At 54.3% G+C, this 20,821-nt stretch carries 20 protein-coding genes; 17 read left to right on the top strand and 3 right to left on the bottom strand.

Annotated features, from left to right (window positions below; genetic code table 11):
- Positions 1-254: 254 nt before the first annotated feature.
- Positions 255-584 (top strand): BglII/BstYI family type II restriction endonuclease, encoded by a 330-nt coding sequence (locus tag TQ39_RS21545; RefSeq protein WP_243134021.1) that lies wholly within the window; start codon positions 255-257, stop codon positions 582-584.
- Positions 585-820: 236 nt separating this feature from the next.
- On the opposite strand, the gene TQ39_RS01285 is transcribed toward TQ39_RS21545, so the two are convergent.
- Positions 821-1,387, bottom strand: coding sequence for a TetR/AcrR family transcriptional regulator (locus tag TQ39_RS01285; RefSeq protein WP_050004267.1), 567 nt, complete (start codon positions 1,385-1,387; stop codon positions 821-823).
- A 199-nt stretch (positions 1,388-1,586) separates the two neighbouring features.
- Between TQ39_RS01285 and TQ39_RS01280 the strand changes: the two genes are divergently transcribed.
- From TQ39_RS01280 to rd, 12 genes are all read left to right on the top strand, one after another.
- Positions 1,587-3,650 carry an efflux RND transporter permease subunit gene (locus tag TQ39_RS01280; RefSeq protein WP_050004266.1) on the top strand — a complete coding sequence of 688 codons (2,064 nt, stop codon included), beginning with the start codon at positions 1,587-1,589 and terminating at the stop codon, positions 3,648-3,650.
- 16 nt (positions 3,651-3,666) lie between these two features.
- Entirely contained in the window at positions 3,667-5,847 is a 2,181-nt protein-coding gene (locus TQ39_RS01275) for a hypothetical protein (protein WP_050004265.1), read from the top strand.
- A gap of 27 nt (positions 5,848-5,874) precedes the next feature.
- Positions 5,875-7,620, top strand: coding sequence for a glycoside hydrolase family 3 protein (locus TQ39_RS01270; RefSeq protein WP_050004264.1), 1,746 nt, complete (start codon positions 5,875-5,877; stop codon positions 7,618-7,620).
- 239 nt (positions 7,621-7,859) lie between these two features.
- Positions 7,860-8,435 (top strand): 50S ribosomal protein L25/general stress protein Ctc, encoded by a 576-nt coding sequence (locus tag TQ39_RS01265; RefSeq protein WP_009325837.1) that lies wholly within the window; start codon positions 7,860-7,862, stop codon positions 8,433-8,435.
- Between the two features lie 60 nt (positions 8,436-8,495).
- On the top strand, positions 8,496-9,299 hold the full coding sequence (locus tag TQ39_RS01260; RefSeq protein WP_050004263.1) for a hypothetical protein: 804 nt from the start codon (positions 8,496-8,498) through the stop codon (positions 9,297-9,299).
- 172 nt (positions 9,300-9,471) lie between these two features.
- Positions 9,472-9,846, top strand: coding sequence for a hypothetical protein (locus tag TQ39_RS01255; protein ID WP_050004366.1), 375 nt, complete (start codon positions 9,472-9,474; stop codon positions 9,844-9,846).
- Between the two features lie 204 nt (positions 9,847-10,050).
- The gene (locus TQ39_RS01250) at positions 10,051-10,245 is read left to right on the top strand and encodes a hypothetical protein (RefSeq protein ID WP_050004262.1); all 195 of its coding nucleotides are present in this window, start codon (positions 10,051-10,053) and stop codon (positions 10,243-10,245) included.
- Positions 10,246-10,343: 98 nt separating this feature from the next.
- The gene (locus tag TQ39_RS01245) at positions 10,344-11,324 is read left to right on the top strand and encodes an AraC family transcriptional regulator (protein ID WP_050004261.1); all 981 of its coding nucleotides are present in this window, start codon (positions 10,344-10,346) and stop codon (positions 11,322-11,324) included.
- Between the two features lie 136 nt (positions 11,325-11,460).
- On the top strand, positions 11,461-12,906 hold the full coding sequence (locus tag TQ39_RS01240; protein WP_050004260.1) for a rhamnulokinase: 1,446 nt from the start codon (positions 11,461-11,463) through the stop codon (positions 12,904-12,906).
- A complete protein-coding gene (locus TQ39_RS01235; RefSeq protein ID WP_050004259.1) occupies positions 12,903-14,150 on the top strand; it encodes an L-rhamnose isomerase in 1,248 nt (415 codons plus the stop codon). Before TQ39_RS01240 ends, TQ39_RS01235 begins: the two co-directional genes overlap by 4 nt.
- 5 nt (positions 14,151-14,155) lie before the next feature.
- Entirely contained in the window at positions 14,156-14,980 is an 825-nt protein-coding gene (rhaD, locus tag TQ39_RS01230) for a rhamnulose-1-phosphate aldolase (protein ID WP_050004258.1), read from the top strand.
- 167 nt (positions 14,981-15,147) lie between these two features.
- Positions 15,148-15,306 (top strand): rubredoxin, encoded by a 159-nt coding sequence (gene rd / locus TQ39_RS01225; RefSeq protein ID WP_009325829.1) that lies wholly within the window; start codon positions 15,148-15,150, stop codon positions 15,304-15,306.
- A gap of 99 nt (positions 15,307-15,405) precedes the next feature.
- On the opposite strand, the gene eno is transcribed toward rd, so the two are convergent.
- Positions 15,406-16,686: a phosphopyruvate hydratase gene (gene eno, locus TQ39_RS01220; protein WP_050004257.1), complete on the bottom strand. Its 1,281-nt coding sequence runs from the start codon at positions 16,684-16,686 to the stop codon at positions 15,406-15,408.
- A gap of 193 nt (positions 16,687-16,879) precedes the next feature.
- Positions 16,880-17,266 carry a metal-dependent transcriptional regulator gene (locus TQ39_RS01215; protein WP_009325827.1) on the bottom strand — a complete coding sequence of 129 codons (387 nt, stop codon included), beginning with the start codon at positions 17,264-17,266 and terminating at the stop codon, positions 16,880-16,882.
- A 203-nt stretch (positions 17,267-17,469) separates the two neighbouring features.
- Here TQ39_RS01215 and TQ39_RS01210 point away from each other — a divergent pair, with 203 nt between their 5' ends.
- The 4 genes from TQ39_RS01210 to TQ39_RS01195 all read left to right on the top strand — a co-directional run bounded on the left by TQ39_RS01210 (position 17,470) and on the right by TQ39_RS01195 (position 20,662).
- Complete coding sequence (locus TQ39_RS01210) at positions 17,470-17,682, top strand: FeoA family protein (protein WP_040910281.1); 213 nt, start codon at positions 17,470-17,472, stop codon at positions 17,680-17,682.
- 13 nt (positions 17,683-17,695) lie between these two features.
- Positions 17,696-17,917, top strand: coding sequence for a FeoA family protein (locus TQ39_RS01205; protein ID WP_009325825.1), 222 nt, complete (start codon positions 17,696-17,698; stop codon positions 17,915-17,917).
- Between the two features lie 73 nt (positions 17,918-17,990).
- Positions 17,991-20,174: a ferrous iron transport protein B gene (gene feoB / locus TQ39_RS01200; protein WP_009325824.1), complete on the top strand. Its 2,184-nt coding sequence runs from the start codon at positions 17,991-17,993 to the stop codon at positions 20,172-20,174.
- Positions 20,175-20,272: 98 nt separating this feature from the next.
- Entirely contained in the window at positions 20,273-20,662 is a 390-nt protein-coding gene (locus TQ39_RS01195) for a heavy-metal-associated domain-containing protein (RefSeq protein WP_009325823.1), read from the top strand.
- Positions 20,663-20,821 lie beyond the last annotated feature (159 nt).

Here is a 20,821-nt window from a genome sequence, read left to right as displayed (position 1 = left end):
CATTTGTTGTGCTGTCTGGTCTTTTTTGTCGCGTTATGATATACTTCAATTATACTGTTACTGTGATTGGAACTGATATTGCATGGCTGTACGCCTTAAAAAGTATTCTTTCCGCTTTTCAGAGGAACTCTTTAACAGCCGTCTTGCCCAGAAAGCAGAAATTGAACAATTTTATATGCAGCGTGTGTTGATTTTTCCAAACTAAATCGTAAAGAATTTATTAAAATTCTAAATGATTTGTTTTTGGAAAAAGGCTGGGAGGGGCAACCACGCATATCTCCGGATATGAAAGCATACAGCAAATTCGATTTTCAAAAAAACGGATAGCTGTTGAGGTCCAATTTGGACATGCTTCGTTTTTGGGAACTGACTTGCTAAAGTTCCAGATGGCATCCTATTCAAATTTGGATCTTATTGATTTCGGTGTTTATATCACAACTGCAAAAGCCATGCAAAAATTTTTGACCAACCAATATGGCCATAACTGGGAGGGATCTCTTAATTTTGAAAAGGTTGAAAAATACCTGCCCTATTTCAAAAGCGCAATACAAGTTCCAATATACGTAATTGGAATTGATGTTTAATCACTTTAGCTACTTTCCTGAATCCTATAATTACACTCGGGCTAAAACCGTCGGAATCGTATGATTCTGGCGTTTTTTTGTTAATAGAAAGCTTGGTGTTTGCAGTAAGTGGGTTCATTTTCTTATAGGCCCGTTTGTGAAACATGAACGACATTTAGTTTTCCATATAGACTGTATCTATCATTTATGTTGAGGCGCAGCCGAATGCTGCGCCTTTTTGCATATAAAAACACAACTTACAAACCCGCAAGCATTGTGTTGATGGCCTGCGCCGCCTTTTCGGTCAGCTCGTCCAGCGAAAAAGGCAGGTTGCCGGAAAACCAGTCCTTATATAAAGTGATAACGCCGCCGGAACCAAACCGGACGGTAAACACATATTGTTCATGGTTGCGGACAGCATAGCCGCTTTCGCGCTGCATCATCTGTTCAATAAAGAATTCCCGCAGCTTTTCCAATACGATGTTGGAAACATTGGTGCGGATGGCATTTCGGTAAAATTCCGGGTCGCTTTCCAGCATGCGCTGCAAGTGCTGCAGCACAATGCGTGCATCTGGAGCTTTTGCCCAAAGCGGTTGTTTTTCCAGCGCTTCCCGGATGGTCTGGCAGACATTTTCCATAATACTGTCAAGCACGCCCGAAATGTCTGCATAGTGCGCATAAAAAGTACCGCGGTTGATGTCGGCGCGCGTCACGATGTCCGTAACGGTGATCTTATCAAGTTCCTTTTCCTGCAGCAGTTCGACCAGCGCGCGCTGGATCATCCTGCGTGAACGAATTGCGCTTTTGTATTCTGCTTTCGCCATTTATGGAACCTCCACTGCGGCCAATTGAGTTGACTGCAAAATATTTTTAAAACTGTACAATATCCGTTCAATTTATACAAAGTTGCATAGATCAGCGGGAATCTGCTGATTGCATTTTATTATCTGATTCCACTATAATCAATTCAGAAACAAAAGTCAACATATGTACAAAAATGAAAAGACTGAGGAGTTCGGTTGGATGAACAAAATAGCCCAGAAAATGCTCCATCATAAAAAAGGCATCGTTGCCCTGTTTGCGGTGCTGGCGGTTTTGTGTGCACTGCTCAGCCGCAGAGTAAAGGTAGACTATAATATGATGCATTATCTGCCCAAGGACGCGCCGTCCACCATTGCCCTGGATGTAATGGAGGAGGAATACAGCGCCAAAACTGCCAACTGCCGCATTATGATCGAGGATGCGGCGATTCCGGAGGCGCTGGCGCTGAAGAAACAGCTCCAGCAGGTGCCGGGCGTGTCGGAGGTGATGTGGCTGGATGATTACGCCAATGTTTACGCGCCGCTGGAGACGCTGGACGGCGACACAGTGGAAAGCTGGTACAAGGAGGGAAACGTGCTGTTCACCTGCTATGTGGATGAGGATGACTTGTACAGTCATTTAATGGATATCCGCGCTGTGGTTGGTGAGGACGCCGCCATGAGCGGGGAGGCGGTGAATACGGGGATGGCCACAGAATCTACGACCCGCGAGCTAAAGATGGTTATGGCCATTGCGCTTCCACTGGTATTCCTGATTTTGCTGCTCACCACCACGAGCTGGTTTGAACCGGTGCTTTTCATGGCAACCATCGGTGTGGCTATCGTTCTGAACATGGGCACGAATCTTGCATTCGGGACCATCAGCTTTGTGACGAATGCAGCGGGCAGCGTGCTGCAGCTCGCCGTCAGCATGGACTATTCGATTTTTCTGCTGCACAGCTTTTCCCGTTTCCGGGCGAGCGGGATGGATGTACAGGATGCCATGTCTCACGCGGTAAAGGACAGCTTTTCTTCCGTGACCTCCAGCGCACTCACCACCGTGATCGGTTTTGCCGCTCTGATCCTGATGCGTTTCCGCATCGGGCCGGATATGGGCGTTGTCATGGCGAAGGCTATCGTGTTCTCGCTGCTGTGCGTGCTGGTCTTTCTGCCATGTCTGGCGGTACTGTGTTATAAGCTGATTGACAAAACGCAGCATCGCAGCTTCATACCGACGTTCCGCGGATTTTCTTACTTCGTGATGAAGGTGAAGGTCCCGGTGCTTATCCTGTTCATTCTGCTGGCGGTGCCTTCCTTTGTCGCCAAAGACAGGATCGACTTTGCTTATGGCTCCAGCGAGATATACGGGGATGCCTCCACTCAGATCGGCGCGGACGCCATCCGCATCAACGAGGAATTTGGCCGTTCCAACCAGATCGTCTGTATGGTTCCCAGGGGGGACACAGCCCGCGAAAAGGCGCTCTCCGACGCTTTCAAGACCATTCCCGAGGTAACGGAGGTGCTCAGCTATACGGATACTGTGGGCAGCAGTATCCCGGAGGAATATGTGCCAAAGACGCAGCGGGAGCTGCTGATCAGCGAGCATTATACGCGCATGGTCATCAGCACCAGCGTAGGCGTGGACGGGGAGATCCCTTTCGCGGTTGCCACACAGCTGCGGGAAACTGCGCAGGAGTATTACCCGGACGCCTATTTGATAGCGGGAGAAGCCGTCAACACGCTGGATATGCGGGACACCGTGACAGAGGACGATATCGTAGTGAACGGTATCGCTGTGGGAGCGATCTTCCTCATCCTGCTCATCACGTTCAAGTCGCTCTCGTTGCCCGCGATCCTTGTATTCGTCATTGAAAGCGCCATCTGGATGAACCTTGCGGTGCCATACTTAACGGGAGAACGGCTGAATTATATCGCATACCTGATCATCAATACGGTACAGCTTGGCGCTACGGTAGATTACGCCATCCTGTTCACCAACAAATACCTGGAAAACCGGCGCGAAAATTCCCGTTGGCATGCGGCGCGTATCACTGTGCGCGAAACAGTCGTCTCTATTCTGACCAGCGGAAGCATTCTGTGCATTGCCGGCAGTATGCTGGGTGCGCTGTCCACAAACGGGGTCATCAGCCAGCTTGGGTATCTGGTGGGCCGCGGCGCAGTGCTGTCATGCTGCATGGTTTTGTTCGTGCTTCCCACCTGCCTGTGCCTGTTCGACGGACTTGTGCAGAAAACAAGCCTAGGACTGCGTTTTGAAAAGAATTATTAAAGGAGGATATTCCATTATGAAACGCCTCATTCAACGCGTGGCGGCATTGACGGCCGCACTATGTGTAGCTGCAGCCTGTGTGGCTCCTGTTTATGCGGAAACGGCAAATACCGAAAAAGAAGAAAATGTATATGTGAGCCTCGCTGGAGACGGCAGTGTGGCAGACATATATATTGTCAATATGTTTGCCCTGGACGGCAAGACGGAGATACGGGACTACGGCGCCTATTCCTCGGTGCGCAATCTGACGAGTGAAGCGGACATTTCACTGGATGGGGACTCTGTCACAGTGTCCGCGGAGGCAGGTACGTTCTATTATCAAGCGAACCTGAAGGATGCGCAGCTTCCTTGGAATATCTCTGTTGCCTATATGCTGGATGGAAAAAACGTCGCAGCCGATGAGCTTGCCGGGGCCAACGGACATTTGGTAATCAGCGGATCCGTCACGAAAAACAAATTGGCGGACGGCGATTTCTATGAGGCCTACATGGTCCAGGCCACAGTGCTGCTGGACACCGTGAAGTGCCGCAATATCCAGACCGAAGGCGCGACAGAGGCAAATGTGGGCGCTGACAAGCAACTGAGCTATATGAAGCTGCCGGGGCAGGATCTTTCTTTCACCATCGAGACGGATGTGACGGATTTCTCTATGGAGGGTATTTCCTTGAATGCCGTCCCCTTGGCGATTCATATGGAAAAGCCGGACACCAGTGAGCTGGACGGGCAGATCGACGACTTGCAGGACGGCGCGCAGGAGCTGGACGATGGTGCGAAAGAACTGGCAGCCGGAGCGCAGGAACTGAACAGCGGCGCGGCTGCCGTCGCCTCAGGCGCTGCCAGCCTTGTGGCAGGCGCAAACACACTAAGCGGCGGAGCGGCCGGGCTTGCGGGCGGAACAAGCGAGCTGTCCAGCGGCCTGTCGCTGCTGGCGGGACAGAGCGCGGCGCTGCAAAGCGGCGCGGGCACGATTTTCGATTCGCTCCTTTCTGCGGCCAACACGCAGCTGGAGAACCTACTGACGCGGACCGGTCTCAGCTATACCCCAATGACGCGCGAAAACTATGCCGCCGTTTTGGCGGATGTACAGCAGCAAATCGGCGGCGCGGCGCTGAAAGCCGCAACGGAAGAGGCCCGCGCAAAAGTGACGGCAGAAGTGACAGCTGCTGTACAGGTACAAGTGGAGCAGCAGGCAACTCGGGCCGCCCGCGCACAGGCGGAAGCAGAGGTGCGCAAACAGGAACAGCCGATTCGGGACGGCGTGACCGCCGCCATACGTGAACAGGTAAAGGCAAGCATCACGGAGGAACAGATCTTTTCGGCTGCCTACGAGAATGTGTGCACCCAACCCGGCGCAGAAAATATGACGGAAGAGGAAAAAAGGGGCGCCGCCGCGGCGCTTGCTGCTTCGGAAAGAGAAGCCCTGCTGGAAACGGTGACGGACACAGCGATGGTCTCGCCGGAGGTGCAGCAGCAGATCGATACGCAGGTGGAGAACGAGGTGCAAAAGCAAGTGGACGCCGTGATGGCAATGCCGGAGACCCAGGCGGCCATTCAGCAGCAGATTGACGGGCAGATGGTCAGTGACGAAGTACAGGGACTTATCGCTATGAATATCGAGTCTGCAATGGCGGGCGATGCTGTCCAGAGCGAGATTGCCGCCGCGGTAGAGCAGGCGACTGGGGCGGACAGTGCTTTGATCAAGCCGCTGAATACACTGGCAACGCAGCTGACAGGATTTGACGCATTTTACCAGGGCCTGCTGCAATATACAAATGGAGTGGACAGCGCAGCTCGGGCTGCGTCTCAAGTGGCGGACGGCACAGCCCGATTACAGGCGGGTGCGGCCCAGGTATCGGGCGGTGCGGCCAGCTTACAGCAGGGGTCTCGGTCGCTGACCGACGGCGCGGCCCGGCTTGCGGGCGGCAGCAGTGAGCTGGCCGAAGGCACTGGGGAGCTGCGCGGCCGTACAAGCGATATGGACAGCCAGCTCAATGATAAGATAGACGAGCTGATTGACGGCTTTACAGGTGCGGATTATGAGATATGCTCATTTGTAAGCGAAAAAAACACGCAGGTAGACGCCGTGCAGTTTGTAATGACGACGCCGGCCATTGAAGAAGCGGAGGCGCGGCGGGCACCGGCGCAGGAGGCACAGACGCTCAGCTTGTGGCAGCGGCTGCTGGCTCTGTTTCAATGAGGATGACGCCGTACGGGAGGACACGATATGAGTTTTGATATGCGCGCCAAGCCATTCGATTTGGACGATAACGCCGTACGCTGGGTAAACGACACGTTCAATGCCATGACACAGGAAGAAAAAATCGCCCAGCTGTTTGTGGATATGCTGTGGAACGACACCGGGAAGCAGACCGCCGCACTGCTTGGAAGATATCCATCCGGCGGCCTGCGCTACAATAACCGCAAGCCCCGGGAACTGTACAGACAAAACGCGGCGGCACAAAAAAACAGCCGAATCCCGCTGCTCATCGCAGCCAATGTGGAGGCGGGCGGTAACGGTGCAATGACAGGCGGCACAAAAATCGGGGAAGGCATTGCATGCGCGGCCACAGGAGATACCCGCAGCGCTTATGAGATGGGACTGTACGGTTGCCGCGAGGCGGCGGCGGTGGGCTGCAACTGGACGTTTGCCCCAGTTGTGGATATTGACCGGAACTGGCGCAACTGTGTTATTCCTACGCGCTGTTTCGGCAGCAATCCAGACACTGTGCTGGAGATGGCCCTCGCTTACATGAAAGGGGCAAACGAGGCAGGCGTCGCCTGCTGCATGAAGCATTTTCCCGGTGACGGCTGTGATGACAGGGACCAGCATATTGTCACTACGGTAAATGACTGTACCTGCGAGGAATGGGATGCCTCCTACGGGAAGGTGTACCAGGGAATGATCGGCGCGGGTGTACCCAGCATCATGGTGGGGCATATCCAGCAGCCTGCCTATTCCCGCAAGCTGCGGCCCGGCATACGGGACGAGGAGATTATGCCCGCCACGGTGGCACCGGAACTTCTGCAGGGCCTTCTGCGTGAAAAGCTGGGCTTCAACGGGCTTATCATCACCGACGCGACACACATGGTGGGCCTCACAGGAAAAATGCGGCGCAGTGAGTTCCTGCCCATTGCCGTGCAGAGCGGCTGCGATATGATTTTATACTATCGCGACCATGACGAGGATCTGCGGTTCATGCGGGAGGGGCTGGAGTCCGGCCAACTGACGCAGGAACGGCTGGATGAAGCGGTACTGCGCGTTCTGGCGTTCAAAGCAATGCTGCGGCTGCACGAAAAACAACGTACAAATGCGCTGATGCCGGCGGAGGAAGGCCTGTCTGTCATTGGATGTCCGGAGCACCGTGCGGCCGCAGCCCGTATCATCGACCGCTCGATCACGCTGGTGAAGAACAGCAGGGCGCAGCTCCCCATAACGCCGCAGGCCCACAAACGGGCAATCCTTTATTCGGTGTCCAGCGTTTCTCTCGCGGCACGGGTTTTGGGCAAAGCGGACAAGGTGAGGGAGTATCTAGCACAGGAATTGGAAAAGCAGGGGTTTTCGGTAGAAGTCTATAGGCTGAATCCTTTCAAATACTTGACGCCCAAGGGCATCAACGGCAAAAAGGTGCTGGCGGATATCCCGGTGCTGGAATTTCGAAAAAAATACGATGTAGTATTTGTTATTGCAGATGTGCAAAGTTTTTCCACCACAAACGAGCGCAATCTGCACTGGAGCATCCCGATGGGCCCGGAGATTCCCTGGTATGCGGCTGAAAAACCCACTGTGTTTATCAGCGTGGCAAATCCGTTTCATTTATATGACGTGCCTATGGTGCCTGTCTGCATCAATACCTACAACGGCTCCCGTGAAGCGATCCGGCAGGCTGTGGAAAAGATTACAGGAAAATCGGAATTCAAAGGAAACAGCCCGGTGGACGCATTTTGCGGTATGTGGGATACAAGGCTCTGATCGCGTGCGGGAGGAGCCGTATAAACGGAACTATGGTTGCATTTGTATTTGGTCTGTGCTATACTATATAAAACGAATAGGAAAAGAACCGTCTTATCAAGAAGGGCTTTTAGTATTGCGCCGCGTGGTGCCATATGAAGAAGCTCTTCTTTTTTTATTATCCATCCAAAAACAGCCGACGGCCGGTATGCACTGTATACCGGTTAAATATATAAAATCTGATTGGGAGGAACAACACGATGGACATGATCACAGTGGAAAAAAGAGATTTTGCCGTGAAAGCAAAAAAGCTGAGACGGCTGGGGCTTGTTCCGGGAAGTGTTTTCGGCGGCCCTTTGCGCGAAGCGCTGGCGCTCCAGCTTGAGGAAGCCGACGCGCGCAGGCTGGTGGAGCAGAAGCGGGAAGGAAGCAAGCTGAAAATTGTGCTTGACGGACAGCAGATACCGGTGCAGATCAAGGAAAAGGCGGTAAATCTGCTGAACAATGATATTCTGCATCTCAGCTTTCAAGCTCTGCAGGCGGATCAAAAAGTGAACAGTGTCATCCATATTTTTTTGACAAATACGGAAAAGGTGACGGATGCACTGGAAAGGATGCTTATGGAGATCCCATATGCGTCCCTGCCGGAAGATATGATTGATACGATAACGGTGGATGTTGAGGGAATGCCCTGCGGTACGGTGCTGACGGTCGGAGATATCCCGGAACTCAACAGCGGGAAATTGGATCTGCAAGCAGACAAAACGGAGATCGTTCTTCGCATCAGCGATAAAACGCGCGGCCCGTCCCGCGCGGCAAAGCAAACAGAGGAATAACACGGATGTGCGGCATTACGGCTGCGGGATGGCTTTTTATATCAGCAAGGGAGGAGAACAATGCAGTTGCTGGGACAACCGGTCAGGCACAACGCTTTTGGAACGGGCGTGATAACCGGTCTTTCGGGGAATATCATTACGATAGACTTTGCCCAGGGGGAAAAACGGTTTCAGTATCCGGACGCATTTTCCCGCTTTCTGACCCTGAAGGACGCAGGAAAGCAAAATGAGATACGGGCAGGATATGAACGAAGGCTGCGGGCGGAACGTGCGGAAAGACAAAAGGAACTGGAACGGCAGGAGCGGCTCGGGAAAATACGCTCCATGAAAGTTACGCCGTATTCGCAGGCGGCTTTTGACATCCCGTGGAAGGAAGCCAAAGCGGCGGCAGAAGCCGACGCGGTATCCACAGGCTTCTATTTGAGCGGCTACTCCAAGGACAGGCCGCGTATCCCCAGCAGGCTCAAGCCGAATTCGGCGTGTCTGCTGACAACTCTGGAGACGGGCTGTGAAGAGAAGGAACGCCGTATTTTGGGAGCTTTCATGGTGCGGGACGATTTTTGGGGCGCTTACTGCCGGGAGGGTATGATCAGGGCGCACGACAGATACAAGCTTTATCTGCCGTCCGGCAGTATGTTGCCATACTGGAATTATTTTGAACAGGAAGAGTTTGTACCGCGCTGGGGAAAGGTGGTCTTCAAATATTTCTCCAGCCGTGTTATGCAGCGGATATTGCTGGATATGTGCGGCGTTATGGATGGTACAGACCAGGGTGAAACCGCAGCCGAATTCTGCGATTACTTCTGTGCGATCAACCGTCTGTCCGCCGAACAGGCTCAGACAAAGGCAACAGCGGACGAGTAAAGCACAGCAGCATATTTTTTGCAGGGCATCTTCTTTCAGGAAGATGCCCTTCTGTTTTGCTGTTTAATATTTCAAAAACAATTTTTGAATATTTCCCGAACATACACACTGTAAAATCATGTGCAGAACGTGAGCGAAAGCTCATGAATTTTGCCGGAAGGATGATATGGATATGAAAAAGAGAGATTTGATCACGATGTTTCTGTGTGTGCCGGGCGCAGGCCTTTTTGCACTGGGAATGTGCATGTGCCTGCTGCCGGAGTGGGGCGCTGCAGTACAGGGCGTATGGACCGGGGCGGCAGGGATAGGCGTGCTGCTGTGGGCGTGGGTGCTGCATCGTATTATGTCAGGCAAGCCGGCCGTGCGGCATTTCAGTGGGCGTAGTCTGATTCGGGGCTTGATTGGGCTGGCGGGCACACTTGCACTGGGAACGGGTATGTGCATGACCATGCTTTGGGGCATGCTGGTGCCGGGCGTCGCGGTTGGCTTTGCAGGAATCGTTCTGCTTCTGTGTCTGATTCCGCTGTGCCGCGGCATAAAGGAGTAAGCGGTGGCGGAACAGGCGGACGGCCGCCGTTTATAAGATTGATTGTAAAAAAGAAAAGAGGAAAGAAAATGCACATCAGAAAGAAAGATTTATTTATGGGCCTGATAGGGCTTTCGATGATGCTCGGCAGTACGTTTTCGCCGGCGCAGCTGTCGGAGCTTGTGGATGAACTGCGCACCATGCGGTAAGAAAGGAAGATGGGAAATGCCCGAATACAGATTAAAAACACCGGCGCTCGCGCGCAAGGTTGTTGGCCTTTACAGGAAAATTGAACAAGGGACGGTGTTGGCCTACAAAAAGATAGAGGACAGATTCGTGGATGCTTTTCTGGAAAAGGTGGAAAATGCTGCGCAGAAAGAGGATGAAGAAGCGCAGGCTGATGCAGGCACCAGGGATTGAATCGCGGCAGATTTCCACAGGCTGGTCTTGCATCTGCCGTTCTTACCCTGTATGATAAAGAAAAGCTGACGATTCAGGATGCGCGGGGAGTGATACGAATGGATGCAGTCCTGCTGCAGCGTCTGTCGCAGATCACTGAGGAAGAACGGGAGCTGCTGCAGGGCCGTGGTGTGGACCGGGCGCTGTACGCCTCGGGCCGTGCGTTTGAGGTGGATGCGGCAAAGATGCTGGAGAAGGGAAAGCTGATGTCCATCCGCCCCCATACGCGCTTCGCACCGTTTCCGAGGCACAGCCACAATTATGTGGAGATCATGTATATGTGCCGTGGAAAAACGGTGCACCGCATCGACGGGGATGCGCTTGTGACGCTGGAGGCCGGGGAGCTTTTGTTCCTGAACCGGCACGCGAGCCATGCCATCCAGCGGGCGGACGCGGGCGATATCGCCGTCAATTTTATTGTGCTGCCCCAGTTCTTTGACGAGGCGTTCAATATGGCGGGGATGGACAATGTTCTTTCGCGTTTTTTACTGGGGGAACTGTACACCGGAGGGGCTGCCGTCAGCTATCTGCATTTTCGGGTGCGGGAGGTGCTACCGGTGCAGAATCTTGTGGAGAATATGGTGTGGACGTTGGTGAACCGCCAGCCGGGTGCCCGGCGTATCAATCAGGTGACGATGGGGCTTTTGCTGCTGCAGCTGATGCATTATACGGAATGCATTGACATGTCCCGGAACGGCAGCATCCGCAGCCCGATGGTGGAGGCCGCGCTACGGGAAATCGAAGAGAACTACCGTGCGGCGAGCCTCACCGATGTGGCGGCTGCATTTCATGTGGGTCTGCCTTATCTGAGTGCGGAAGTGAAGCGTGCCACGGGAAGCACCTTCAAGGAGCTTCTGCTGCACAAGCGGCTGGACAAAGCGGCGCGTCTGCTGCGGGAGACGCGGCTCACCATACAGGAGGTCTGCGCCGCGGTCGGGTATGACAACACCAGCTATTTCCACCGTGTGTTCCGGCGGCGGTATGGCAAAAGCCCCAAGGAATACCGGTCAGAATTGTGGAAAACAGAAAATGCAACATGAATATGCGAAATAAGGACGCGGTTATTTTGAAAACCGCGTCCTTATTTTGTTTTCGCCTGTGCAGTATAATGAAAAAAGAGCACGGCAGAGCCGTGCCGGAACACCCGAACCGGGCAGAACGAGCAGGAGGGATCATGTGAAATATCATCTTGCCATCGACATCGGCGCATCCTCCGGGCGCCATATTTTGGGCCATGTGGAGAAAGGCTGCATGATGCTGGAGGAGATCTACCGCTTCGATAACATTCAGGTGCGGAAAAACGGGCATGACTGCTGGAATACGGAACAGCTGTGGCAAAGCATTCTGGAGGGACTGCGCGCGTGCAAGGCTGTAAATAAGGTTCCCGAAACCATGGGTATAGACACCTGGGCCGTGGATTTTGTGCTGATGGGAGCCGACGGCAGGCCTGTGAGCGACGCCGTGGCGTATCGGGACAAACGCACGAAAGGCGCGATGGAACAGGCGGAACGTGGCCTGCCGTTCCCGGAGCTGTACGCCCGCACAGGTATCCAGAAGCAGGTGTTCAATACCGCGTATCAGCTGACGGCTTTGCAGCGTGAGCACCCGGAACAGCTGGCCGCTGCCAGCCGTCTGCTGATGATACCGGAATATTTCAATTATCTGCTCACAGGCAATATGCTGAACGAATATACGAACGCAACGTCCACCGCGCTGGTGAACGCTTATACCAGGAGTTGGGACGACACGGTCATTGCAGCGCTGGGGCTGCCCCGGCGCATCTTTGGTCCGCTGAATTTGCCGGGCGCACGGGTGGGGCGCTTTACCGGGGAGGTGCAGGGCGCAGTTGGGTTCGACTGCGACGTGCTGCTGCCTGCTACGCATGATACCGGCAGCGCATTTCTGGCCGTGCCGGCCCGGGATGAAAACGCGGTGTATATTTCCAGCGGAACCTGGAGCCTGCTGGGCGTGGAAAACGAAGCCCCCATTACCGGCGAGGCGAGTATGCTGGCCAATTTTACGAATGAAGGCGGTTACAGGTACCGCTACCGTTATCTGAAAAATATCATGGGCCTTTGGATGATCCAGTCCATCCGGCGCGAGTTGAACGGCGTTTCTTATGTGGAGGATTCAAAAAAAACGGCGGCGGCACAGCGGCAGTGGAGTTATGCGGAGCTGGAGGCGGAGGCGCGCGGATGTGCGGATTTTACGTCCCGGGTTGACGTCAATGACAGCAGCTTCCTTGCACCGGAGAGTATGACCGATGCGGTGAAGCAATTTTGCGTACAGACCGGACAGTCGGTGCCGCAAACCGTCGGCGAGCTGATGCAATGTGTATATGCCAGCCTGGCCGCCGGATATGCGGGCGCTGTTCGGGAGCTGTCCGCGCTGACGGGAAAAGTATATACCAGTATCAACATTGTGGGCGGCGGCAGCAAGGACGGTTATCTGAATGAGCTGACGGCACGGACCACAGGTCTTCCGGTGTTCGCCGGGCCCACGGAGGGGACGGCGTTGGGAAACCTGATGGCACAGTTCATCGCGGCGGGTGAGTTTGATGACTTGGAGGCCGCCAGGGCGGCGATCCGACAAAGCTTTGATATCAAGGAGGTAACACCATGAATGATTATGAGAACGCAAAAGCATGTTACAGGCGCTTCGGCGTTGATGTGGAACGCGCGCTGGCACGGCTGGCGGAGAAAGCCATTTCCATCCACTGCTGGCAGGGAGACGACGTGGCGGGCTTCGACCAGAAGGATGGTAAGGCTGGCGATGGCATCCAGACAACAGGCAACTACCCCGGCAAAGCCCGTAATTTTGAAGAGCTGAAAGCCGATTTCCTGAAAGCTGCCGGCCTTATCCCGGGCAAAAAACGCATCAACCTGCATGCGAGCTATGCCGTGTTCCCGGAAGGGGAGTGGGTGGACCGCGACAGGCTGGAATACAAATACTTTGTTCCGTGGGTGGATTTTGCGAAAGAAAACAGCTTGGGGATCGATTTTAACCCGACCTGCTTTTCGCACCCCATGGTGAAGGACGGGCTGACGCTGTCTCATCCGGACGAGGCGGTGCGCCGTTTCTGGATCGACCACTGCAAGGCCAGCCGGCGCATTGCACAGCGTATCGGCGAAGAGATGGGGGATCAGGTGCTCAACAATGTATGGGTGCCGGACGGCTTCAAGGATATTCCGGCGGACCGCATGGGCCCGCGGCTGCGCCTGAAGGCGGCGCTGGACGAGGTGTTTGCAGAGCCGTGCCCCAACGTCATAGACTGTGTAGAGAGCAAGGTGTTCGGCATCGGGCTGGAAAGCATGACCGTAGGCTCCAATGAGTTTTACACGGCGTATGCGGCCACACACCCGGGTGTGTATAATCTGCTGGATGCGGGCCATTACCATCCCACGGAATTCATAAGCGACAAGATCCCGGCCATGCTGTGCTTCTTTGACAAGGTGCCGCTGCATGTTACGCGCCCGGTTCGCTGGGATTCGGACCATGTGGTGCTGTTCGACGATGAAACACGGGAAATCATGAAAGAGGTCGTGCGCAACGACGCGCTGGACCGGGTGCTTATCGGTCTTGATTTCTTCGATGCCTCCATCAACCGTGTGGCAGCCTGGGTGGTGGGCACGCGCAGCGCGCAGAAGGCGCTGTTGTTTGCTCTGCTGCAGCCGGATGAAAAGCTCAGGCAGCTGCAGGACGGGGCGAACTTCACAGAGAAAATGGTGCTGATGGAAGAAGCGAAGACGCTTCCCTTCGGTGACGTCTGGGCAGAATACTGCCGCCGGCAGGGCGTGCCCGCAGACGGAGATTGGTATGCCGCGGTGACACAGTACGAAAAAGAAGTTTTAAGCAGAAGAGGGTAACAGCAATGGGAATTTTGGATGTAAAAATCGTGCAGGACTATATCCGCATGTGCACGGACGGTTGGAAGCAGGGCTGGCACGAGCGTAACGGCGGAAATCTGACCTACCGCATGCGGCCGGAGGAGGTAGAGCAGTGCCGTCTTTACTTCCGAACGGCGGGAGAATGGGTGAGCATGGGTGTAACGGGGAAGAACCTGGCGGGGGAATACTTTCTCACCACGGGCAGCGGCAAGTATTTCCGCAACGTCGCGTTGGACCCGGCACATAATATCGGTATCGTAGAGATCGACAGCGCAGGCGGAGCCTGGCGTATCGTATGGGGCCTGGAAGACGGCGCAAAGCCGACCAGCGAATTCCCGAGCCACTTTATGAACCACAGCGTGCGTGCGGCCGCGACGGAGGGGGTATACCGTGTTATTTATCATGCCCACACGCCGAACCTGATCGCTATGACATATGTCCTGCCGCTGACGGCGCGGGATTTCACCCGTGCCTTGTGGCAGAGCGCCACAGAATGCCCGGTGGTTTTCCCGGGCGGTGTGGGCGTCGTACCCTGGATGGTGCCGGGCGGCGCAGACATCGCCATAGCTACGTCGGAATTAATGAAACAGTACGACGCAGCGGTATGGGCGCATCACGGTTTGTTTTGTTCCGGTCCGGATTTTGATACCACCTTCGGCTTGATGCATACCATTGAAAAGGCGGCACAGATATGGGTTCTGGCACAAAGCGCAGGGCAGGGGAAAATATGTCAGACCATCTCGGACGACAATCTGCGCGCCATCGCAGGAGAATTCGGTGTTACGCTTAACGAGGCGTTTCTTGGCTGAGCCTGTGCGTAAAAAAACGGCTGGCTGTGCTGCGCAAAAAATCCGCTTGCGTCCTGCAAGCCTGCGTGCTATAATGACATCAGGTTGAAAAGGCATATATTTCCAATTTTGCTTTTGTGCCTTGGAATGCCGGACAGAAAGAAGAAATAAATGGAGGTTTTGCTGCAATGAAGAAATATGTCTGCACTGTTTGCGGGTACATCTACGATGAGGCGGCTGGCGACCCCGATAACGGCGTGGAGCCGGGCACCAAGTGGGAGGATGTTCCCGAAGACTGGGTCTGCCCTGTTTGCGGCGTGGGCAAAGATCAGTTTGAAGAAGCCTGATTTTTGAAGCAACTGAATAAATGCCCTCCGGCAGAGTATTCCGCCGGAGGGCATTTTTACATACTTATATACAGGGAAACGCGCTGCTGTGATCGGGAACTATTTTGCAAAGCAGCCCCGTCCCAAATATCTGGCGCCGGAGCCAAGTTCTTCTTCGATGCGCAGCAGCTGGTTGTATTTGGCCACGCGTTCGGTGCGGCTGGGTGCGCCTGTTTTGATCTGGCCGGCATTCAATGCTACGGAAAGATCCGCGATGGTGGTATCCTCTGTCTCGCCGGAGCGATGAGAGACGATGGCTGTATAGCCGGCGCGTTTCGCCAGCTTGACAGCCTCCATGGTCTCTGTCAGAGTGCCGATCTGATTCAGTTTAATAAGGATAGAATTCCCGCATTTCCGGTCGATGCCTTTCTGAAGACGCTGCGTGTTGGTGACAAAAAAGTCGTCTCCCACCAACTGCACCTGGCTCCCCAGCACCTCCGTGAGCTTTTTCCACCCGTCCCAGTCCTCTTCATCCAACGCGTCCTCAATCGACCGGATGGGATATTTTTCGCACAGAGCTTTCCAGTGCTCGATCAGTTCATCTGTGGTGAAGTGCGTTTTTTTCTTTGGCAGGAAATAGCCGTTTTCATCTTTCCATTCGCTGGAGGCTGCGTCCATAGCCAGTACAAAATCCTCGCCGGGGCGGTAACCAGCAGCCTCAATGGCGCGCAGCAGATATTGGATGGCTTCTTCGTCGCTCTCAAGATTCGGCGCGTAGCCGCCTTCGTCGCCGACAGCGGTGGAGTGCCCTTCCGCTTTCAGAATCGCGGCCAGTTTGTGGAACACCTCGGTGCACCAACGAAGCCCCTCGTGAAAACTGGGCGCGCCTACCGGCATGATCATGAATTCCTGTACATCGATATTATTGGCTGCGTGCGCGCCGCCGTTGAGAATGTTCATCATCGGTACAGGAAGTACATCGGCGCTGACGCCGCCCAAAAACCGGTACAGGGGAAGGCCCAGCGCGTTTGCCGCGGCCCGGGCACTGGCGAGCGAAACCGCCAAAATCGCGTTTGCGCCAAGCCGGGATTTGTCCGGCGTACCGTCCAGGCGAAGCATGGCCGCGTCGATCTCCCCGGTATGGGAAGCGTCCATGCCCGTCAGTGCGGCGCATATTTCGGTGTTGATATTTTTCACAGCGCGCAGCACGCCCTTTCCGCCGAAACGGGCGGGGTCTGCATCGCGCAGCTCCAAAGCTTCAAATTGTCCGGTCGAAGCGCCGCTGGGGACGGCAGCTGTGCCGCTGACGCCGTTTTGCAAAAGGACGACCGCCTCAACCGTGGGGTTTCCCCGGGAATCAATAATTTCGCGTCCGTGAATGCTTTGAATCATTAAGCTCATAAAAGCGCTCCCTTTCCATAATGTCTCAATAAAACGATTAGCATATGCTAACTGTTTTAAGTATACCTGATAAGTATGAATGATTCAAGGGGAATTTGGCGCATATCAAAAAAATTGGGGCAATATTCCGGCAGGGAGCAGAAAAGGCAGCGGCAGGTATCTGCCGCTGCCCAACAGGATATACACAGTCTGTTCAGCGTGTACCTGGGTCCTCGGAGTTTTTCTGTGCATGGAGCAGCAGTTTTTCAAAAGTTTCCTCGCTCAGGTCATGCTCAACTTTGCAGGCGTCTGCCGCAGCGGTCTCCTGGCTCACGCCCAGGCGGACAAAGAATTCCGTCAGCAGCTTGTGGCGGCCGTAAATGCGGGCTGCAATTTTGTGGCCCGCGGGTGTGAGGGTGATAAAACCTTCAGCATCCACTTCGATATAGCCGTTTTCCCGCAGCTTTTTCATGGCGATGCTGACACTCGCTTTGGTATAATCCAGCTCGTTCGCAATATCAATGGAGCGCACGAAGCCTTTGCGCTCTTTTAACATTAAAATGCTTTCCAAATAATCCTCGGATGATTCATGGATCTGCATGCGTGTGCCTCCCTTTGACACATTATTGATAATTAAAGAGTAGCATAATCCCGAACTTTTAGCAAGTTCGAGAAAAATGGAGCAAAATTATGGGGTTAGCTATTGACAACTTTGGTTAGTCGTGGTAAACTTCATGCTGTTGAAAGAGGTTAGTTAAAGCTAACTTTTGCGCTTGAACAGCGTTTGGGAAGGAGGCAAGGGGAGTGATGCCTTTGACGATGGCAAAACCGGGCGAAACGGTGACGATTCGAAAAATTACCGGCAAGGACGAAGTGCGTCAGCATCTGGCGGAGTTGGGATTCGTAGTAGACGGTTCTGTCACGGTGGTGAGCGAGATTGCGGGAAATCTGATTCTTCAGGTGAAGGAAAGCCGTATCGCGCTGGACAGAACACTGGCGAACCGTGTGATGATTTAAAGGAGGAACCGAAATGAAAACACTGAAGGACGCAAAGGTGGGAGAGACCGTAAGGGTGAAAAAACTGTACGGCGAGGGCCCGGTAAAGCGGCGTATCATGGACATGGGAATCACCAGAGGCGTTGACCTGCATGTGCGCAAGGTAGCCCCGCTGGGTGATCCGATGGAGCTGAACGTGCGCGGATATGAACTGAGCGTACGCAAGGCTGATGCGGAAATGATCGAGGTTGAATGAGTGTCCGTTTTTGCAAAGGGGTTAGTGTAAGCTAACAACTGCTGGCGGCTCATGAATAAGAGGAGGCAGAGAAATGAGTATCACCATTGCGCTTGCCGGAAACCCGAACTGCGGCAAGACAACCATGTTCAATGACCTGACAGGGTCAAATCAGTACGTTGGCAACTGGCCTGGCGTTACCGTGGAAAAAAAGGAAGGCCGGTTGAAAGGGCATAAGGATGTCGTCATCCAGGATCTGCCCGGCATTTATTCCCTCAGCCCCTATACTCTGGAGGAAGTGGTCGCTCGCGGATTTCTGGTGAAAGAAAAACCGGATGCGATCATCAACATTTTGGACGGCACCAACGTGGAGCGCAATCTTTACCTTACCACACAGCTGCTGGAGCTGGGTATCCCTGTGGTCATCGCGGTGAATATGATTGATATCGTGCGCAAAAACGGAGACAAAATCGACCTCGCGAAGCTGGGCGCAGAGCTTGGATGCGCGGTGATGGAAACGAGCGCCTTGAAGGGCGAGGGCAGTATGGCGGTTGCGGAAAAAGCCATCGCCATCGCCTCGGGCCGCGCGGCCAATGAGCAGCCCCATGTGTTTACGGGAAGTGTGGAGCATGCCATTGCCCACATCGAAGAATCCATCTCCGACAAAGTGGATGCGCAGAACCTGCGCTGGTACGCTATCAAGCTTTTTGAGCGCGATGAAAAAGTGGCTGCGGAGCTGGACCTCGGCAGCCGTCTGATGACGCATTTGGAGACACATATCAAAGACTGCGAAAAAGAGCTGGACGACGATGCGGAAAGCATCATCACAAACCAGCGTTATGCATACATCAGCAAGGTTGTAGACCGCTGTGTGAAAAAGAAGGCGGCCAGACACAGCATGACGGCTTCCGACAAGATCGACCGTATCGTAACGAACCGCGTTCTGGCGCTGCCGATTTTTGCCGTAGTCATGTATCTGGTCTATTGGATCGCCATGGGGCCGTTCGGCAGCTTTTTGACGGACTGGACAAACGATGTATTTGCCGCTGAATGGCTGCAGGGCGGAGCGGCCGCGCTGTTGGAGGGCTGGGGCGTGGCCGGCTGGCTCACGGGCCTTATCGTCGACGGCATCATCGGCGGTGTGGGCGCGGTGCTGGGCTTTGTGCCTCAGATGCTTGTACTGTTCCTGATGCTCTCCGTTCTGGAGGACATCGGTTACATGGCCCGCATTGCATTTATTCTGGACCGTGTTTTCCGCAAATTCGGCCTCTCGGGAAAGAGCTTCATCCCAATGCTCATCGGCTCCGGCTGCGGCGTGCCGGGTGTTATGGCGTCCCGCACCATTGAAAATGACCGCGACCGCAAGATGACCATTATGACCACCTGCTTTATCCCGTGCGGTGCGAAAATGCCCATCATCGGCCTGTTTGCGGGAGCGTTGTTCGGCGGCAGCGGCCTTGTGGCTGTAAGTGCATACTTCATTGGTGTGGCAGCTATTGTTATCAGCGGCATTATGCTGAAGAAAACAAAGCCTTTCGCGGGCGAACCGGCGCCCTTTGTCATGGAACTGCCCGCTTATCATGTGCCAAGTGCGAAAAACGTGCTGCATGCCACATGGGAGCGTGGCTGGAGCTTCATTAAACGCGCAGGCACCATCATTCTTGCTTCCTCCGTTGTATTGTGGTTTCTGCAGGGCTTTGGCTTTACGGACGGCTCCTTTGGCATGGTGGAGGACAACAACAGCAGCCTGCTTGCTGTTGTCGGCAGCGCTGTGTCCTTCATCTTTGCGCCGCTTGGCTTTGGTGATTGGCAGTCCACCGTGGCTACCGTCACAGGCCTGATTGCCAAGGAAAACGTGGTGTCGACTTTCGGCGTGCTGTTTCATGTGGGCGAAGAAGTTGCGGAAGATGACGCGAATCTCTGGTCTGCCGTCGCGCTGCATTATACGCAGCTGTCCGCATACAGCTTTATGCTGTTCAATTTGCTGTGTGCGCCGTGCTTCGCCGCTATGGGCGCCATCAAGCGCGAAATGAACAACGGGAAATGGACGCTCGCGGCCATCGGATACATGTGTGTGTTTGCCTATGCTGTTTCGCTCATCACCTATCAGTTGGGAGGTCTTATCACAGGCGAGACTGCGTTCGGGGCCGGCACTGTTGCCGCTCTGTTGGTTCTTGCATTCCTGATCTACATGCTGGTACGCCCCAATCAATACAACGCGGATTATAAGCGCGGTGGGGCAGCCTCCGGCAAGCTGAACGGCAAGATCAATGTTTGATGATGCCGTGTTTTGATTCCGGTTCTTCCGGGGTGCCCGTAAAGGCCGCTGCACGTGCGCTGCGGCGGCCTTTGCTTTGGAAAAGGAGGTTCGTTATAATGACTGCGGTCGTTTTGGTTCTGCTGACATTGTGCGTGTGCTTCGGCATCCGCTCCTATGCAAAGAAACTGCGGCAGGGCGGCGGCTGCTGCGGCGAACGGGAGCCGGCAGAAAAAAAGGTGCGCGTGGCGGACCGGAACAGGAGCCATTATCCCTATCATGCTGTTCTGAAAATAGACGGCATGGTGTGCGCAAATTGCGCGCGCCGTGTGGAAAATGCCATCAACCGCATGGACGGATACTGGGCTGAGGCGGACGTGGCCGGCGCGCGGGCAAACGTGCACTGCAAGGAAAAGCCGGATCTGGGACAGCTGAAAGAAGCTGTCCGGGCGGGCGGCTATACGGTGCTGTCTGCGGAATGCGCCGAAGACGCGCGTCACGCCGGCTAGCATGGTGCTGCACGCAAAAGATTTTCGGTGTGTTTTGTTTGACTTTTTCGCGGGCTTGTGCTATATATAAAAGGTACAAGGAAAAAGGCGCTGATGGAGACAGTAAGCACCGTGCAAAAGCCAAAGCGAACCGGGGAGAGTGGAAGCCCGGTGCAAGTA

This window comes from Ruthenibacterium lactatiformans (genome assembly GCF_000949455.1).
GTDB lineage: Bacteria > Bacillota > Clostridia > Oscillospirales > Ruminococcaceae > Ruthenibacterium > Ruthenibacterium lactatiformans.
Note: the sequence above shows the minus strand (reverse complement) of the source record. Positions and strands in the feature narration are given on the sequence as shown.

What these genes read in the sequence shown, in the direction of transcription:
- TQ39_RS01285 (WP_050004267.1), bottom strand. Translation starts at nt 1,387, where the DNA reads ATGGCGAAAGCAGAATACAAAAGCGCAATTCGTTCACGCAGGATGATC.
- TQ39_RS01280 (WP_050004266.1), top strand. Translation starts at nt 1,587, where the DNA reads ATGAACAAAATAGCCCAGAAAATGCTCCATCATAAAAAAGGCATCGTT.
- TQ39_RS01275 (WP_050004265.1), top strand. Translation starts at nt 3,667, where the DNA reads ATGAAACGCCTCATTCAACGCGTGGCGGCATTGACGGCCGCACTATGT.
- TQ39_RS01270 (WP_050004264.1), top strand. Translation starts at nt 5,875, where the DNA reads ATGAGTTTTGATATGCGCGCCAAGCCATTCGATTTGGACGATAACGCC.
- TQ39_RS01265 (WP_009325837.1), top strand. Translation starts at nt 7,860, where the DNA reads ATGGACATGATCACAGTGGAAAAAAGAGATTTTGCCGTGAAAGCAAAA.
- TQ39_RS01260 (WP_050004263.1), top strand. Translation starts at nt 8,496, where the DNA reads ATGCAGTTGCTGGGACAACCGGTCAGGCACAACGCTTTTGGAACGGGC.
- TQ39_RS01255 (WP_050004366.1), top strand. Translation starts at nt 9,472, where the DNA reads ATGAAAAAGAGAGATTTGATCACGATGTTTCTGTGTGTGCCGGGCGCA.
- TQ39_RS01250 (WP_050004262.1), top strand. Translation starts at nt 10,051, where the DNA reads ATGCCCGAATACAGATTAAAAACACCGGCGCTCGCGCGCAAGGTTGTT.
- TQ39_RS01245 (WP_050004261.1), top strand. Translation starts at nt 10,344, where the DNA reads ATGGATGCAGTCCTGCTGCAGCGTCTGTCGCAGATCACTGAGGAAGAA.
- TQ39_RS01235 (WP_050004259.1), top strand. Translation starts at nt 12,903, where the DNA reads ATGAATGATTATGAGAACGCAAAAGCATGTTACAGGCGCTTCGGCGTT.
- rhaD (WP_050004258.1), top strand. Translation starts at nt 14,156, where the DNA reads ATGGGAATTTTGGATGTAAAAATCGTGCAGGACTATATCCGCATGTGC.
- rd (WP_009325829.1), top strand. Translation starts at nt 15,148, where the DNA reads ATGAAGAAATATGTCTGCACTGTTTGCGGGTACATCTACGATGAGGCG.
- eno (WP_050004257.1), bottom strand. Translation starts at nt 16,686, where the DNA reads ATGAGCTTAATGATTCAAAGCATTCACGGACGCGAAATTATTGATTCC.
- TQ39_RS01215 (WP_009325827.1), bottom strand. Translation starts at nt 17,266, where the DNA reads ATGCAGATCCATGAATCATCCGAGGATTATTTGGAAAGCATTTTAATG.
- TQ39_RS01205 (WP_009325825.1), top strand. Translation starts at nt 17,696, where the DNA reads ATGAAAACACTGAAGGACGCAAAGGTGGGAGAGACCGTAAGGGTGAAA.
- feoB (WP_009325824.1), top strand. Translation starts at nt 17,991, where the DNA reads ATGAGTATCACCATTGCGCTTGCCGGAAACCCGAACTGCGGCAAGACA.
- TQ39_RS01195 (WP_009325823.1), top strand. Translation starts at nt 20,273, where the DNA reads ATGACTGCGGTCGTTTTGGTTCTGCTGACATTGTGCGTGTGCTTCGGC.